The organism is Pandoraea commovens, assembly GCF_024704525.1.
Taxonomy (GTDB): Bacteria; Pseudomonadota; Gammaproteobacteria; order Burkholderiales; family Burkholderiaceae; genus Pandoraea; species Pandoraea commovens.
Window position 1 is genome coordinate 512336 of the sequence record NZ_CP102780.1, and the last position, 15536, is coordinate 527871.

The 15536-nt window shown below is 62.8% G+C and carries 14 protein-coding genes; 12 read left to right on the forward strand and 2 right to left on the reverse strand.

Annotated features, from left to right (window positions below):
- Nucleotides 1-15: 15 nt before the first annotated feature.
- Nucleotides 16-1056 (reverse strand): transcriptional regulator GcvA, encoded by a 1041-nt coding sequence (locus NTU39_RS02720; protein ID WP_150664102.1) that lies wholly within the window; start codon nt 1054-1056, stop codon nt 16-18.
- Nucleotides 1057-1156: 100 nt separating this feature from the next.
- Here NTU39_RS02720 and NTU39_RS02725 point away from each other — a divergent pair, with 100 nt between their 5' ends.
- The 12 genes from NTU39_RS02725 (at nt 1157) to NTU39_RS02780 (ending at nt 14485) form a co-directional block, all read left to right on the forward strand.
- Nucleotides 1157-1489: a DUF2917 domain-containing protein gene (locus tag NTU39_RS02725; protein WP_150664103.1), complete on the forward strand. Its 333-nt coding sequence runs from the start codon at nt 1157-1159 to the stop codon at nt 1487-1489.
- A 205-nt stretch (nt 1490-1694) separates the two neighbouring features.
- A complete protein-coding gene (locus NTU39_RS02730; protein WP_150664104.1) occupies nt 1695-2630 on the forward strand; it encodes a DMT family transporter in 936 nt (311 codons plus the stop codon).
- Nucleotides 2631-2739: 109 nt separating this feature from the next.
- Nucleotides 2740-3453 carry a lipoyl(octanoyl) transferase LipB gene (gene lipB, locus NTU39_RS02735; protein WP_150664105.1) on the forward strand — a complete coding sequence of 238 codons (714 nt, stop codon included), beginning with the start codon at nt 2740-2742 and terminating at the stop codon, nt 3451-3453.
- Nucleotides 3454-3477: 24 nt separating this feature from the next.
- Nucleotides 3478-4485 (forward strand): lipoyl synthase, encoded by a 1008-nt coding sequence (lipA, locus tag NTU39_RS02740; RefSeq protein ID WP_257959150.1) that lies wholly within the window; start codon nt 3478-3480, stop codon nt 4483-4485.
- Nucleotides 4486-4893: 408 nt separating this feature from the next.
- On the forward strand, nt 4894-5778 hold the full coding sequence (locus NTU39_RS02745; RefSeq protein ID WP_150664106.1) for an N-formylglutamate amidohydrolase: 885 nt from the start codon (nt 4894-4896) through the stop codon (nt 5776-5778).
- Nucleotide 5779: 1 nt separating this feature from the next.
- Entirely contained in the window at nt 5780-6559 is a 780-nt protein-coding gene (locus NTU39_RS02750; RefSeq protein WP_046290609.1) for an IclR family transcriptional regulator, read from the forward strand.
- 420 nt (nt 6560-6979) lie between these two features.
- Entirely contained in the window at nt 6980-7948 is a 969-nt protein-coding gene (locus NTU39_RS02755) for an ABC transporter substrate-binding protein (protein WP_150664107.1), read from the forward strand.
- A gap of 14 nt (nt 7949-7962) precedes the next feature.
- Nucleotides 7963-8799 (forward strand): ABC transporter permease, encoded by an 837-nt coding sequence (locus NTU39_RS02760; protein ID WP_052252453.1) that lies wholly within the window; start codon nt 7963-7965, stop codon nt 8797-8799.
- 10 nt (nt 8800-8809) lie between these two features.
- Nucleotides 8810-9604 (forward strand): ABC transporter ATP-binding protein, encoded by a 795-nt coding sequence (locus NTU39_RS02765; RefSeq protein ID WP_150664108.1) that lies wholly within the window; start codon nt 8810-8812, stop codon nt 9602-9604.
- A 44-nt stretch (nt 9605-9648) separates the two neighbouring features.
- Complete coding sequence (locus NTU39_RS02770; RefSeq protein ID WP_150664109.1) at nt 9649-10935, forward strand: dicarboxylate/amino acid:cation symporter; 1287 nt, start codon at nt 9649-9651, stop codon at nt 10933-10935.
- A 191-nt stretch (nt 10936-11126) separates the two neighbouring features.
- Nucleotides 11127-13136 (forward strand): sensor histidine kinase, encoded by a 2010-nt coding sequence (locus NTU39_RS02775; protein ID WP_150664110.1) that lies wholly within the window; start codon nt 11127-11129, stop codon nt 13134-13136.
- Entirely contained in the window at nt 13136-14485 is a 1350-nt protein-coding gene (locus NTU39_RS02780; RefSeq protein WP_150664224.1) for a sigma-54-dependent transcriptional regulator, read from the forward strand. Before NTU39_RS02775 ends, NTU39_RS02780 begins: the two co-directional genes overlap by 1 nt.
- Before the next feature lie 64 nt (nt 14486-14549).
- On the opposite strand, the gene NTU39_RS02785 is transcribed toward NTU39_RS02780, so the two are convergent.
- The gene (locus tag NTU39_RS02785; RefSeq protein WP_257959151.1) at nt 14550-15260 is read right to left on the reverse strand and encodes a carbonic anhydrase; all 711 of its coding nucleotides are present in this window, start codon (nt 15258-15260) and stop codon (nt 14550-14552) included.
- Between the last annotated feature and the right edge of the window lie 276 nt (nt 15261-15536).

The window sequence follows — 15536 nt, forward strand, 5'->3', positions numbered from 1 at the left end:
CGATCCCCGGATCGATCAGGCGTGCGTCGGTGCCCCGTCGTCGGGCAGCTTCGCAGGGTCGAGACCCAGTTGCGCATCGGTCGCCATCTCCCCGGCCGTCGCGGCCATCCCGGCCGCCAGCGCAGCACGGCTCGGCTTCGTCGGACGCTGCCGCGTGTCCTTCACCAGCTCGAACGCCGCCACTTCCTCCAGAAACCACGTCCTGAACGCCTGCACGCGTTTCGTCTCCAGCACGGCCAGCGGACACACGAAGAAGTAATCCCATTCGCACGGCGTATCGACGTCGGACAGCCGCACGAGGCGTCCCGCCATGATGTCGCCGACCGCGAGCGAGCGACGCACCAGCGCCACCCCCTGACCGACGATGGCGGCCTGCGAGAGCATGCCGGAATCCTCGTACATCATCCCTTGCATCGGCTCGGGGATATCGAAACCTGCGGACGCGAACCACGGGGCCCACGGCTCATCTTGCGAGCGCAGCAGCGTGCTTTGGCGAAATTCGTCGGCGGTCTGCGGCAGCTTGCCGTCGTTATAGGATGGACTGCACGCGGGGAAGAAGACGTCGTCGAGCACCTTCTCGATGTGCAGCCCCGGCCAGTTACCCTTGCCCATACGAAGGGCGATGTCGACGTCGTCGCGCTCGAAATCGGTCAACTGCGCGCTGCATCGCAACTCCACTTCCAGTTCCGGATGCCGGTCGATGAAGCGGCCGATGCGCGGGGTCAGCCAGCGACTGGCGAACGACGGCATGGTGGTGAGCACCAGGCGCCGCTCGCTGCGCGTGCCCGCTTGCAGCTTGCGCGTGGCCTGCGCAATGTCGGTGAGGGCGGCCCGGATCGACGCAGCGTACTGACGCCCCGCAGGCGTGATGCTGATGCGCTTGCCGTTGCGGGCGAACAGGATGGTGCCCAGCTCCTGCTCCAACGCGCGAATCTGATGGCTGATTGCGCCGTGTGTGACGAACAACTCTTCCGCCGCACGGGAAAAGCTCTCCAGGCGGGCAGCCGCCTCGAAGGCGCGCAAGGCGCTAAGGTTGGGAAGTCTCCGAAGGTCCATGTGAGTTCTATTCGCAAGGCCGTGAAAATATGTCGTTTGATACGGCGCCTGCCAGTCCCTATGATTCAGTCATTGTCTCGCACTGAGTGGGGGTCGTAAAATGCAAAACAATTTGACAAAGGTTCAGTACTTCTACGGTCTTCGCCCGGGCGAAGTGATCACGCTCGATCTGCACCATGAGCATACGCTCGTCGCACGTGGCTCGTCGGTCTGGGTGACGCGTGCCGGCGATCCGCGCGATTACTGGCTCGCGCCGGGGCAGCGCCTGGCCGTTGAGCCGGGACGCCGCTACTGGGTGTCTGCGGATACGCCCGCCGAGGCTCAACTGGAGCGCGAAGTCTCGCGTCGCTTTCCGGTGATGCGCCTGCTTCGCAAGTGGCTGGCGGGCCGTCGTGCGGCGCGTGAAGCGAATTCCTGCACCTGCGCCGCCTGATATCACTGGCAATCCGATCGATGTGCCGGGCTTCGGCCCGTGAAACCCACGCGCTCCAAGGCGATAGTCGCCGGACGAGCGCGTGTTTCGTTTGGGCCATCGAAGTCCGACCCTCGGTGCTGTTAATCGAATTCACAACAAGACGCGCAATAATCGAATCAAAAGCACAGCGATAACGCGTCGAAACAAGAGAAGTCGTCCCCCGATGAGCCAAGCTTCGCCCCCTGCACCGATGCCGTCCTCCGCCACACCGAACCCGCAAGCCGACGAACGCCTCGGGCGTTTGCTGATGATCGCCGCGATGGTGATCTCCGGCACGATCGGTTACTTCGTGCTGATGTCGGGCCAGCCCGCGCTCAATGTGGTGTTCTTTCGCTGCCTGATCGGCGCGCTCAGCCTGTGCGGCTGGTGTGCGCTTCGCGGTTACTGGCGCGGCTTGCGCATGACACGCTGGCAAGTGGTGAACGTGACCCTTGGGGCGATTACGCTCGTCTCGAACTGGTATTTCCTGTTCACGGCTTACCGGCTGACCTCGGTCGGCATTACGACCGTCGTCTACAACGTCCAGCCGTTCCTGCTGGTGCTCGCCAGTGTGATCGTCACGCGCGAGCGGCCGTCGCTGGCCACGCTGGGCTGTCTGGGTGTGGCGTTCGCCGGGCTGGTGATCCTGGCCGAGCCGGGGGGCGTGCATGGCGCGGGTTATCTGATTGGCGTGGCGAGTGCGCTGGCGGCTGCGTCGCTTTACGCCGCGACCACGCTTTTCACCAAGAAGCTGGCCGGGACGATTCGTCCCGAGATCATCGCTGCGCTGCACATGGTCATCGGGGCGGTCGTTTTCGTCTGGATGGCGGACTTCCAGCATTTGCCGTCTGCACCGCGTGAGGTCGGCGCCATCGTCACGCTGGGCCTTTTCCACACGACGTTCATGTATTTGTTGCTCTACGGGGCGTTTCAGAAGGCGTCGACGTCGAGCCTGGCTGTATTCGGCTTCGTCTACCCCGTGGTCGCCGTGGCGGTGGACTTTCTGGCGTTCGGCATCGTGCTGCACCCGACGCAGTGGCTGGGCGGCGTGATGATTCTGCTCGCGGCCGGGTGGTATGCCCGAGGTCTGGGCGCGGCACCTGCCCGAAAGGCGGCCTGAGGCTGCGGCGCTGACGCCGGTGCCCGTTGCGGCCGGGCAACACCGGGCGCCGCGTCTTGCCGGACATGGCTTCGAGCAAGACTGGCGTGGTTTCGCTAAAATTGCGTCCATGACCTCCCCGATCGAAGTTTGCTGGCGCGGCACAGAAGACTACGCCACCTCGTTCGACGCCATGCGCGCGTACACCGATGCGCGTGGCTCGCACGGCCCCGACCAGCTCTGGATCGTCCAGCATCCGCCCGTCTACACGCTCGGACTCGCTGGCGATCCCGCTCACCTGCTCGTTGCCAACACTGGTATCCCGCTCGTCAAAGTCGATCGCGGCGGCCAGATCACGTATCACGGCCCCGGTCAGGTGGTGATTTATCTGCTCGTGGACCTGCGACGCCGCAAGCTCGGCGTACGCGAAATGGTGCGTCTGATCGAGCAGGCGGTGATCGACACCCTTGGGGCGTATAATCTCGACGTTGAGCGCCATGCCGGCGCGCCGGGGATCTATGTGAGTCCGGGCGACGGCACTGTGGCGCATGCCGGCGCGAAAATCGCTGCGCTCGGGTTGAAAATCCGCAATGGCTGTAGTTATCACGGCGTTTCGCTGAACGTCGCGATGGATCTGCGTCCGTTCGACTGGATCAATCCGTGCGGTTACGCCGGTTTGCAAACCGTAGACATGGCCACGCTTGGCGTGGCTCCCCGCTGGGATGAAGTGGCCGCGCGACTGGCGCAGCAACTCGGTCATCACCTCGAACAGCACCCCGCGACGACAGTTGCCGCGCCGCAGGCCGATACGAATTCGGCCGCCAGCGCAGACGCCGCCGCCTGATTGGACGCCTGGAAAGCCCCCATCATGACCACCGTGACTCAGAACGACAGCACGAACAAAGAAGTTCGCACGATCGACGGCGATTACGACGCCACCGCGAAGCAGAAGTCGCAAGCCAAGACGGCGCGCATTCCGATCAAGATCGTGCCGATCGAGCGCCTGAAGAAGCCGGACTGGATTCGCGTGAAGGCGGCCACTCATACCTCCCGTTTCTACGAGATCAAGCAGATCCTGCGCGAGCACAATCTGCACACGGTCTGTGAAGAGGCGAGCTGCCCGAACATCGGCGAGTGCTTCGGTAAAGGCACGGCTACGTTCATGATCATGGGCGACAAGTGCACGCGCCGTTGCCCGTTCTGCGACGTCGGCCACGGTCGCCCGGACCCGCTGGACGTCGACGAGCCGCTGAACCTCGCGAAGACCATCGCCGCGATGCGTCTGAAGTACGTCGTGATCACCAGCGTGGACCGTGACGACCTGCGCGACGGCGGTGCCCAGCACTTCGTCGATTGCATCCGCTACGTGCGTGAGCTGTCGCCGTCGACCCGCATCGAAATCCTGACGCCGGACTTCCGTGCGCGTCTGGACCGCGCTCTGGGCATTCTCAATGCCGCACCGCCCGATGTGATGAACCACAACCTCGAAACGGTGCCGCGTCTGTATAAGGAAGCGCGCCCCGGCTCGGACTACCAGCACTCGCTCACGCTCCTCAAGGAGTTCAAGGCGCAGCATCCGGACGTCTCGACGAAGTCGGGCCTGATGGTCGGTCTGGGCGAGACGGACGAAGAAATTCTTCAGGTGATGCGCGACATGCGCGCACACAACGTCGACATGCTTACGATCGGTCAGTACCTGCAACCGTCGGAGCACCACCTGCCGGTGCGCCGTTACGTGACGCCCGATACGTTCAAGATGTTCGAGGAAGAAGCGTACAAGATGGGCTTTACCCACGCGGCCGTGGGCGCGATGGTGCGTTCGAGCTATCACGCCGACGTGCAGGCGCACGAAGCAGGTGTGGCCGACGCCATCTGAGCGGAGTCCTTCCGGCACCCGTCCGGACGAAAGCATCACGAAAGCGGATCGTCGAAAGACGGTCCGTTTTTTTCGTCCGTTGTTAGCCCGACCCCCATACTCGATTACGGGACGTCACAAGTCGCGCCCGGTTTAATAGCCGATACGCACCACGGGCATCCCCGGATGCCGACTAACGCGTTCGAATGCCTACGATACGCACCGCCATTTGCAACGATCGTCGCCGAACGGCCAGCGTTACCCCCTCCCGCCAGCTTCATCTCCCTCGAAATATGTTGTAACAACCGTCACCTTGTGGCGCCGGGTGCGTTGTTCCAGAATATTGAAACTTTGTTTTGCTTGGCAAAACACTGCGCACGTCATGGTTATTGGGCGAGCGGATGTTCCGGATGCACGCCAGGAGGCAGCATGTCCCGTCAGGTCACTGAGGGCCGATTTTTCGTTGAAGCACCGCAAGGTGGCGCAGTGCGCCACGGGGGGCACTTGCCTCTGGTGATCGACGCGCCTCACAGCGGCCATGTGCTCCCGCCGGACTTCGACACCATCGCCCCGACCGCCGCGATCCTCGCTTGCGGCGACGCCTATGTCGACGAACTCTGGTCCGTCGCGACGCATCATGGCGCCACGCTCGTCGCAGCGCTTTTCCCGCGCGCCTATATCGATCCGAATCGCGCCGAGCACGACATCGACCCCGAATTGCTGGCGAGCCTGTGGCCGCACGATGCGCGTCCGCAAGGCTATAGCGAGCGTGGCGTCGGTCTGCTGCACCGGTTTGCTGCTCCCAACGTACCGCTCTACGACCGCCGCCTGACGGTGGCCGAAGTCGAGCGACGGATTCACGACTACTACGTGCCGTATCGCCACGCGCTGCGCGATGCACTCGATTCGGCGTGGCAGCGTCACGGCGTGGTCTGGCATCTGGACTGCCATTCGATGCGCTCGCGCGGCGGCGCACTCGATCCCGATGCCGGGATGGCGCGCCCCGACGTACTGGTGAGCGACGGCGACGGCACCACCGCAGACCCCGCGTTTTCGCGCTGGGTGATGGCCGAATTCACGCGTCTGGGATTGCGCACCGCATACAACGTGCCGTACCGAGGTGGCGATCTGGTGCGTCATTTCGGACGCCCCGCCGAGCGACGTCACAGCGTGCAGATCGAACTGAATCAGGCGCTTTATCTGAACGAATCTAGCGGCGAGAAGCATGACGGCTTTTCGACGCTGCAATCGCAACTTGGCCAATTTGCGGCGGCGCTTGCCGCCTATGCCGAACAACATAGCGAGGAAGTTTGAGATGGACTACACAGTCGCTTCGGTCGACACAGCGCTTTCGCTGCTGTCGCTGGTCGGGGAGTGCCCCGGCCTGGGTGTGACGGAACTGGCGCAGCGCGCCGGCCTGAACAAGTCGCGGGCGTTTCGTCTGCTGGCGACGCTCGAACAGCACCGCTGGGTGGTTCGCGAGGGCAGTCCGGTGACCTACGTGCTGGGTGCGCAGGCATTGGTGCTCGGCGTGGCAGGCCATGAACAGGTCAACCTCGTGAAGGTCGCCCATCGTCACCTTCAGGCGCTCAACCGAGCGCTCAACGAGAACATCCAGTTGCGCGTGCGCGACGGTCTCGAATCGCTGTGCGTTGCCCGCGTGGAATCGACGCACGAGTTGCGCGTGCATGGCGTGGTCGGCAACCGTCGCCCGTTGTACGTCGGCGCGTCGGGCCGCGTGCTGCTGGCTTTTGCGTCGGACGACGTCCGTGCGCAAGTGCTGGGTCGTCCCCGCAAGCGTTTCACGGCGGGTACGCTGATCGAGCGCGACGAACTGGCGGCCGAACTGCTGAACGTGCGTCGTCAGGATTGCGCGGTGAGCTTTGGTGAACTCGCGCCGGAAGCCGTCTCGGTCGCGGTGCCGGTGCGCGACGCGTCGGGTGAGGTGATTGCCTCGCTGTCGGCCTCGGGCCCGTCGTCGCGCATGACGCGTGCGTTGCTACCCGATATCTCGTCGCGTCTGTCGGCCTGTGCCGCAGAGATCTCGGCCGCACTGGGCTATCACACGCCGGTCCCGGAAGCGCTTTCCGCCTAAGTGCGCTGAGCGCAACCTGCGGGGCGAGCAACCGATGACGGTTGCGCAACCCCGCCGGAATCAGAACCTCCCATCGAAGGCCCTGCCGCCACAGGCAGGCGCTTTCAAGGGAGGTTTGTTTATTTCAACGGTCCGTTGTGACGCATCGAGCCTCGGACTCACCCGGCCTTAACGCGTGATAACGCGTGAAATCTCCCAATTCCCCGAGATTTTCCGGAAAACCAGAAACAATCTGTGCTTGCTTTCCGATTTTCCGTATAAGCGATCATCGGGTTTTCCACAGCTTCCCACAATAAAATCAAGCACTTGCATCGCTGGCATAAGTATTGCTTTCTATCGCGCGTGCTGCCGTCGTTTCCGAATTCCCATGGGAATTCCGGAAACCCAGAGCAAGCCGTTCTAATAAAGAGAGGAGACCTTATGTTCAAGCAATGCCTTGCCGCCGCTGCGCTGTGTGCAGCTTCGCTACACGCTTTTGCCGACGATCTGGTGCGTCTGGGGAACCTGAAGTTCGCCCACTACGGCGCCGTGTCGTACATGAAAGTGATTGGACCGAAGTACGGCCTGAAGATCGAGGAACGGATGTTCGCCAAGGGCGTGGACATCATGCCGGCCATCGTGGCCGGTCAGATCGACGTGTCGGCAAGCGCGCTTGATGCCGCTATCGCAGGTCGCGCTCAGGGCGCACCGATCTACGCGGTGGCCGGTTTCGCCAAGGGCGGCGTGCGTCTCGTGGCGAAGAAGGGACTGCCGGTCACCAAGGTGGCCGATCTCAAGGGCAAGAAGGTGGGCGTGGCCCGTGGCGGTGCTCAGGAAATGATTCTGTACGCAGAACTGGCGAAGGCCGGTCTGACGTGGTCGGATCAGCCGGGCAAGGACGTGCAGATCATGTTCATGGCCTTCGCCGATCTGAATCAGGCACTGGCCGCTGGCAGCATCGACGCGATGTGCCAGTCGGAGCCGCAAGCCTCGCAAGCCATCAACAAGGGCTTCGGCGTGGAAATGCTCAAGCCGTACGACACGCCCATCGGCGAGCCGGTGCGTGCGCTCGTGATCACCGAGAAGCTCTATAAGGAAAAGCCGGACGTTGCCCAACGTCTGATGTACGCGTTCGTCGAAGCGACCGATTACTTCATCAAAAACCCGAAGGCGGCCGAGAAGTACGTTCGCGAGGACATGTTCAAGAACCAGATCACGGAGCAGGACTTCACGGACGCCATCGGCAACTCGCCGTATAGCTACGACCTGAGCCTCTCGCACGTGCAACTCACGACCGACCTGATGAAGAAGTACGGCGTGGGCAAGTTGCAGGATCCGGTGCCGCAGGCGGGAGACTGGGTCAAGCTCGACCTCCTCGCCAAGGCGAAAGCCAAGCTGAACATTAAGTAAGGCGAGGCGAAAGGATGTCCGCAGTGCTCCCCCATTCGGGTGCTTCACGCGCCGCGCGTATGCTGCGCGGCGTGCTGATCCCTGTCGCGGTCGTGGTGATCTGGCAGATCGTCACCGGCCTCGGCTGGATCAACCCGATCATTCTCCCGTCGCCGCTCGCTGTTGTGACCAAGTGGTGGCAATACCTCAAACCTACCGTGGCGATGGCCGAAGGCTTCGGCGCGTGGCTCGAATCGAGCGAACTGCTCATGGACGCCACGCATAGCCTTTACCGCGTGATCATGGGCTTCATCGTGGGCGCAGGCATTGCGCTGCCGCTCGGTCTGCTCATGGGCACGAGCACGCGCGTCTACGGCCTGTTCAACCCGCTGGTGCAAGTGGTGCGTCCGATTCCCCCGATCGCGTACATTCCGCTGGCCATTCTCTGGTTCGGTCTGGGCAATCCCCCCGCGTTCTTCCTGATCGCACTGGGCGCGTTCTTCCCGGTGCTGATGAACACGATTGCCGGTGTGCGTCACGTCGACGGCATCTATCTGCGTGCCGCGCGCAATCTAGGCGCGGGTCAGCTCACGATCTTCCGTCGCGTGATTCTGCCTGCGGCCACGCCCTACATCCTGTCGGGCGTGCGTATCGGTATCGGCACGGCGTTCATCGTTGTGATCGTGGCCGAGATGATCGCCGTGAACAACGGTCTGGGCTATCGCATTCTGGAAGCGCGCGAGTACATGTGGTCGGACAAGATCATCGCCGGGATGCTGACCATCGGTCTGCTCGGTCTGGTGATCGACCTCGGCATGGATCGTCTCAACAACCACCTGCTCAAGTGGCACCGTGGTCTGGAAACCAAGTGAGGCGACTGACATGCTGATTCAAATCGATCACGTCAACAAACAGTTCCCGATTCCCGGCGGCGTCGTCGACGCGCTCAAGGACATCGACCTGAACATCAACGCAGGCGAGTTCGTCTGCCTGCTCGGCCCGTCGGGTTGCGGCAAGTCGACGTTGCTCAACGCACTCGCCGGCTTCGTGCAACCGACGTCGGGTGCGATTCGCATCAACGGGCGTGCCGACGCCGCCGCCGAGCCGGGCCCGGATCGCGGCATGGTGTTCCAGGAGTACGCACTGTTCCCGTGGATGACCGTGGCGCAGAACGTGGCGTTCGGTCTCGAAATCAAGGGCATGAAGCGCGCCGAGATCAACGAGCGCGTGAACCTGCTGCTCGGCAAGCTCAACCTGCGCGAGTTTCGCGACCGCTATCCGCGCGATCTCTCGGGCGGCATGCGTCAGCGCGTGGCGATTGCCCGCGTACTCGCGCTCGACAGCCCGATCATGCTTATGGACGAGCCGTTCGGCGCGCTCGACGCCCTCACGCGTCGCACGTTGCAGGACGAGTTGCTGCGCATTTGGGAGGAATTCAGGAAGACGATCATTTTCGTCACACACAGTATCGAGGAGTCGATCTATCTGGCCGACCGGGTCGTCGTCATGACGTACCGGCCGGGCACGGTCAAGCGGGACGTGGTCATCGAACTACCCCGTCCGCGCGACACGGCAGGCAGCGAATTCAATGAATTGAAGAAGGAGCTGGCCCAGATGGTGATGGAGGAGCAAATGCGCTTTGCGCAAAGCGAGATTCGCGGCGTCACCGCGGATTAATAAGAAGGGCGGTGGCTTGCCCCGCCGCCTGAAGAGGAAACAACATGCAAACCCAGACCAAAAAACCCTTTTACCGCATCCTGTACGTGCAGGTGCTGTTTGCCATTGTCGTCGGCATTCTGCTCGGGCACTTCCGGCCCGATCTGGCCGTCGAGATGAAGCCGCTCGGTGACGCGTTCATCAAGCTCATCAAGATGATCATCGGTCCGGTGATCTTCTGTACGGTTGTGACCGGTATCGCCGGTATGGAAGACATGAAGAAGGTCGGCCGCGTTGGCGGCAAGGCGCTGATCTACTTCGAAGTCGTCTCGACGCTCGCACTCGTGATCGGCCTGGTCGCCACGCACGTGCTCAAGCCGGGCGCTGGCTTCAATGTCGACATCAGCACGCTCGATCCGAAGGCAATCGCGGGCTACGCCGCGAAGGCTGCACACGGCGACACGTTCACCGACTTCCTGCTGCACCTGATTCCGAACACGATCACCGACGCGTTCGCCAAGGGTGAAATCCTTCAGATCCTCGTGATCGCAATCCTGTTCGGCGCAGCGCTGGGCATGATCGGTGAGCGTGGTCGCGTGGTGACGGGCTGGATCGACAGCGTGTCGGGCGTGCTCTTCCGTGTTGTGCACATCATCACCAAGGTCGCTCCGCTGGGCGCTTTCGGTGCGATGGCCTTCACCATCGGCAAGTACGGTATCGCCTCGCTGGTGCCGCTCGCCAAGCTGATGGGTACGTTCTACCTGACGTCGTTCCTGTTCGTGATCGTCGTGCTGGGTCTGATCGCCAAGTTCACCGGCTTCTCGATCTTCCGCTTCCTCGCGTACATCAAGGAAGAACTGCTGATCGTGCTGGGTACGAGCTCGTCGGAAGCTGCGCTGCCGCACCTGATGGAAAAGATGGAAAAGGCCGGTTGCTCGAAGTCGGTGGTGGGTCTCGTGATCCCGACCGGTTACTCGTTCAACCTTGACGGCACGAACATCTACATGACGATGGCCGTGCTGTTCATCGCACAAGCGACGAACATCGACCTGACCTGGGGCCAACAGCTCACGCTGCTCGCCGTGGCGATGCTGACGTCGAAGGGTGCTTCGGGCGTGACCGGCGCAGGCTTCATCACGCTGGCCGCAACGCTGGCTGTGATCCCGACGATTCCGGTCGCCGGGATGGTGCTGATTCTCGGTATCGACCGCTTCATGAGCGAATGCCGTGCGCTGACGAACATTTGCGGCAACGGTGTCGCGACGATCGTCGTGTCGGCCTGGGAAAAGGAACTGGACCGCAAGAAGCTGGCCGAAGCCATGTCGGGCAAGCAAGGTCCGGAACTGGCCTGACGGCCGGCGGCAGGGGCGGGCGGTGCTGCGCGTGATGTGTTTCGCGCGACACTGCCGACCGGTTCGCCGGCTCCCTGCCAACCTGTATCGACCGTACGTTCGCCACCGGGCGGCGCGGCACAGGCACAATAGCGCCTGAGCTTCGCCGCCCGGTGGTCCTTTGAGCATCTCACGCAACACCTTGTGCCCCAATGGCCACCCCGCACGACAACACGATCCGCGCCCGCCACGCCCACGGCAGTCACGCACCCCAAGGTGCCGCTGCGCCCGTGAGCCATAAGGACGGGAAGGACGCAGTGGGCAATCGGCGCGACGAAGTCCCCATCGATCTCGAGAGGACCGTCCCGATGCGCCGTTGGTCATGGATCGTCGTCATGTTGCTGGCGAGTGTCCTGTTTTGCTGGTTGACGTACGCCCTGAGCTGGCAGCGGGGTGTGGCCGACCTGCGCGTGAACGCCGGCGCGCGCGTCGAGCGTTACGCAGGCAGTCTGCGTAGTACCGTCGACCGCTACGAATTTCTTCCGTATCTGCTCTCACTGCACCCGTACGTGCACGACCTGCTGCTCAATCCGAAAGACAAGGCCGTCGTGCAGCGGGCCAACGATTATCTGTTCGACGTCAATCAACGCGCCAAGGCGTCGGCCGCGTACGTGATCGACGCGAACGGTCTGGCACTCGCCGCGAGCAACTGGCGAGAGAAGGCCACGTTCGTCGGACAGGAGTACCGCTTTCGTCCATATTTCATCGACGCTATCAAAGGTGCTTTCGGCCGCTTTTACGGTGTGGGGACGACCTCCGGTGAGCCAGGGTATTTCGTCTCACAGCCGATTCTCGTCGATGGTCAGATCCACGGCGTGGTCGTGGTAAAGCTGAACCTGGAGTGGTTCCAGCGCGCGGGGGCAGATGCCTCCGAGCCCGTTGTCGTGGCCGACGACCACGGCGTGATTTTCCTGTCGTCCGAGCCGCGCTGGCAATATCGTTCGCTCACGCCGCTCGCCCCGGCCGTGAAGGCCGCGCTCGACAGCACGCGCCAGTATTACAACCAGAACGTCACGCCGCTCGCATGGAGCGAGGACGAACGGCTCGATGCCGATGGCGAGGTCGTGACGGTGCACGACGGCAGAGGCGTGGGCAAGAACCGGCGCTTTCTCGCCGTGCAGCGCAAGCTGGGTGAACCTGACTGGACGCTCATGTACTTCGCGCCGCTCGATCAGGTGATCGCCAATGCACGGATCGCGGCGGTAGCCGCGGCGTGTCTGGCGGCGTTTACTTGTTTGCTGGGCGTGGCGTGGAATCAGCGACGTCAGCGTGTGCGCGACATGCTCAAAAGCCGCGAGCTGTTGCAGTCCGCCTATGCCGAACTGGGCGAGCGTGTCGCCGAGCGCACGGCCGATCTGCAATCCGCCAATGAGCGTTTGCAAACGGAAGTGCAGGAGCGCTCGCGCACCGAACACGAATTGCGCGAGGCACAGAGCGAACTCGTGCAGGCATCGAAACTCGTGGCGCTGGGGCAGATGGCCGCCGGTATCACGCATGAACTCAACCAGCCGCTCTCGGCGCTGCGCAGTTTCTCGGACAATACGCGCGTGCTGATCGAGCGCCGTGAGTACGACGCCGCGCAGGAGAACCTCGAAGCCATCGCGTCGCTCACCGACCGCATGGGCAAGATCACCGGGCAGTTGCGTCTCTTTGCGGGGCGCGCGCGGCGTGGTGACATGGAAGCTTCGGTGCAACGAGCGCTGGACAATACGCTGATGCTGCTGCGCGTACGTCTGGCCGGTATTCAGGTGACGACCACCTTCGCGCGCGGCCTGGACGATGTGCAGGTGGCGTGCGAGGGCTTGCGCCTTGAGCAGGTGTTGATCAATCTGGTCGGTAACGCCATCGACGCCGTGGTGGGGGCAGCTCACCCGCAAGCCTCGCCGTCGATATGGATCGATGTGGACGCGGACGACCTGTGGGCGCGCATTTATGTGCGCGACAACGGGCCGGGCATTTCGGAGGCACATATGCCGCGTCTGTTCGAGCCGTTTTTCAGTACCAAGGAGGGCGGTCAGGGCATGGGGCTCGGACTCGCAATTTCGTCATCCATCGCACAAGAGAACGGCGGCCAGTTGGTCGCCCGCAACGTTCCGGGCGGTGGGGCTGAATTTCTCGTGACGCTGCGCCGCGTGCAACGCACCGGCGCGACAATCGCATGATGTACAAGAACCTCCAGATCCTATTTGTCGAAGACGACGAACTCGTGCGGCGTGCCACGCTGCAAAGCCTGCAACTCGCCGGGCTCGATGCCTTCGGACTTGCCTCTGCAGAGGCGGCGCGAGAGCGCATCACGCCGGACTTCGCCGGTATTGTCGTGTCGGACATTCGTCTGATCGGCATGAGCGGGCTCGAATTGCTCGCGCATCTGCGTCAGCACGCGCCGGAAGTGCCGGTCATTCTCGTCACAGGTCATGGCGATATTTCGATGGCGGTGCAAGCCATTCGCGACGGCGCTTACGACTTCATCGAGAAACCCTTCGCGCCGGACCGTCTGATCGAGTCGGCCAAGCGTGCGCTGGAAACGCGCAAGCTCATGCTGGAGAATCAGGCGCTGCGTCGTGAACTGGCGGAGCAGGGCGGACGCGCCTCGCGCATCATCGGACGTAGCCCGTCGATGGAGACGTTGCGCACGTTGATCGCCAACGTCGCCATGACGGATGCCCCGGTGCTCATCAACGGCGACACCGGCACCGGCAAGGAGCTGGTCGCGCGTAGTCTGCACGAGTTGTCGCGTCGCCGCGATGCACCGTTCGTCGCGCTGAACTGCGGCGCATTGCCCGAGGCGATCTTCGAGAGCGAGATGTTCGGTCACGAGGTCGGCGCGTTTACCGGCGCGGCGAAACGTCGTATCGGCAAGCTGGAACATGCGTCGGGCGGCACGTTGTTTCTCGACGAGATCGAGAGCATGCCCGCCGCGTTGCAGGTGAAGTTGCTGCGCGTGTTGCAGGATGGCGTGCTGGAGCGCCTCGGATCGAACCAGTCGATTCGTGTGGACTGCCGCGTGGTGGCGGCCGCCAAGGGCGACATGGAAGCGCTCGTGCGCGAGGGGACGTTCCGTCGCGACCTTTACTACCGTTTGAACGTGGTGACGCTTGCGCTGCCACCGCTGCGCGAGCGTCGTGAAGACATCCTGCCGCTGTTCGAACATTTCATGCTCGATGCGGCCGTGCGTTACGGACGCCCCGCGCCGGTGGTGTCGGACCGGATGCGTCAGGAGTTGCTGCAGTCGGACTGGCCGGGCAACGTGCGCGAGTTGCGCAACGCGGCCGACCGTCTGGTGCTGGGTGTGGCGAGCGCGCCCGAAGGGGAGTCGCTCGCACCGCTGCCGCTCAAGGAGCAGGTGGAACGGTTCGAGCGGGCCGTGCTTCAGGAGGCGCTGGAACACAGCAAGGGCAACGTGGCAGCGACGGCCGAGGCGTTACATGTGCCGAAGGCAACGCTGTACGAAAAACTCAAGCGCTACGGCTTGCATACGCGCGGGCACGGCGAGGGGGGAGACGGGCGCTGAGTCGTTGTTGGCGCGTTTCAGTTCCCGTATTCCAGGTATCCCCCCTATCGACGTCGCAGTGAGGTCAAATCAGGTCGACCTTTCCGCTACCGAGGCGGTACACGCCGCCTATGATCTTCAGCGCGCCTTTCGCCTCCGCATCTCGCAAGATGGTCGACGCGGCACGCAGCGCGCTCACGTTATCCGACACGTTTTGCGAGACGGCTGCCGCCAGTCGGTCGGGTGCGTTATCGACTTTGCGCACCGTCGGCAGCATTTGTTCAACGATAGCCTGGATGCTGCCCGGATAGGTCGTCCCTTTGGTGTGCGCGCTGAGTGCGGCATCGACGGCGCCACATTTGTCATGCCCCAGCACGACGATGAGCGGCACCTTGAGCACCGCGACGGCGTATTCGAGACTACCGGTCACGTCGGTGCTGACGATATTGCCCGCGACGCGCGTGGTGAACAGGTCGCCGCGCACGCTATCGAATGCGTACTCTGGCGCGACGCGCGAGTCTGCGCAACTCAGCAGCGCTGCATAAGGGTTTTGTCCTTCCGTGAGCGCTTTACGCTCGGACGCGAAATCATGACGACGCATGAGCCCGGCCACATATCGCGCGTTGCCCTCTTTCAGTCGGGCGATGGCGTCGTCCGGCGTGACGACGTTATGCGGTTTGGGGGGCGTCTTGGCAGCCCACGCAGAGCTCGAGATGCTGCTCGTCAGTCCGGCGATCGTGGCGGCCAATGCGCTCGAGCCGCGAAGAAAATGACGTCGCGTCGAAGGTTGCGCCACCGGGGATTTCGTCTCGCACATCTTGCACCGTCCTAAAAGCAGGTATTGGGGGAAGATGCATTTTTGCATGCGACTTGTCCGGAGAATTGCCACCGGTTGTGCGATGTTTTGAGTGCATCGCCGGGACAAGATGTACCGGCAAGTGTTTGAGACTTTGCGTCCGTCCCGACGCGCTGAGAAATTTGGGAAGTTGCTTGCGTATTTCGTCCCAGTCTTCTGCTTTTGTGCAATGACGGGCGAACAATGCATGTGCTGCCGGAAAACAAAAAGCGCCCT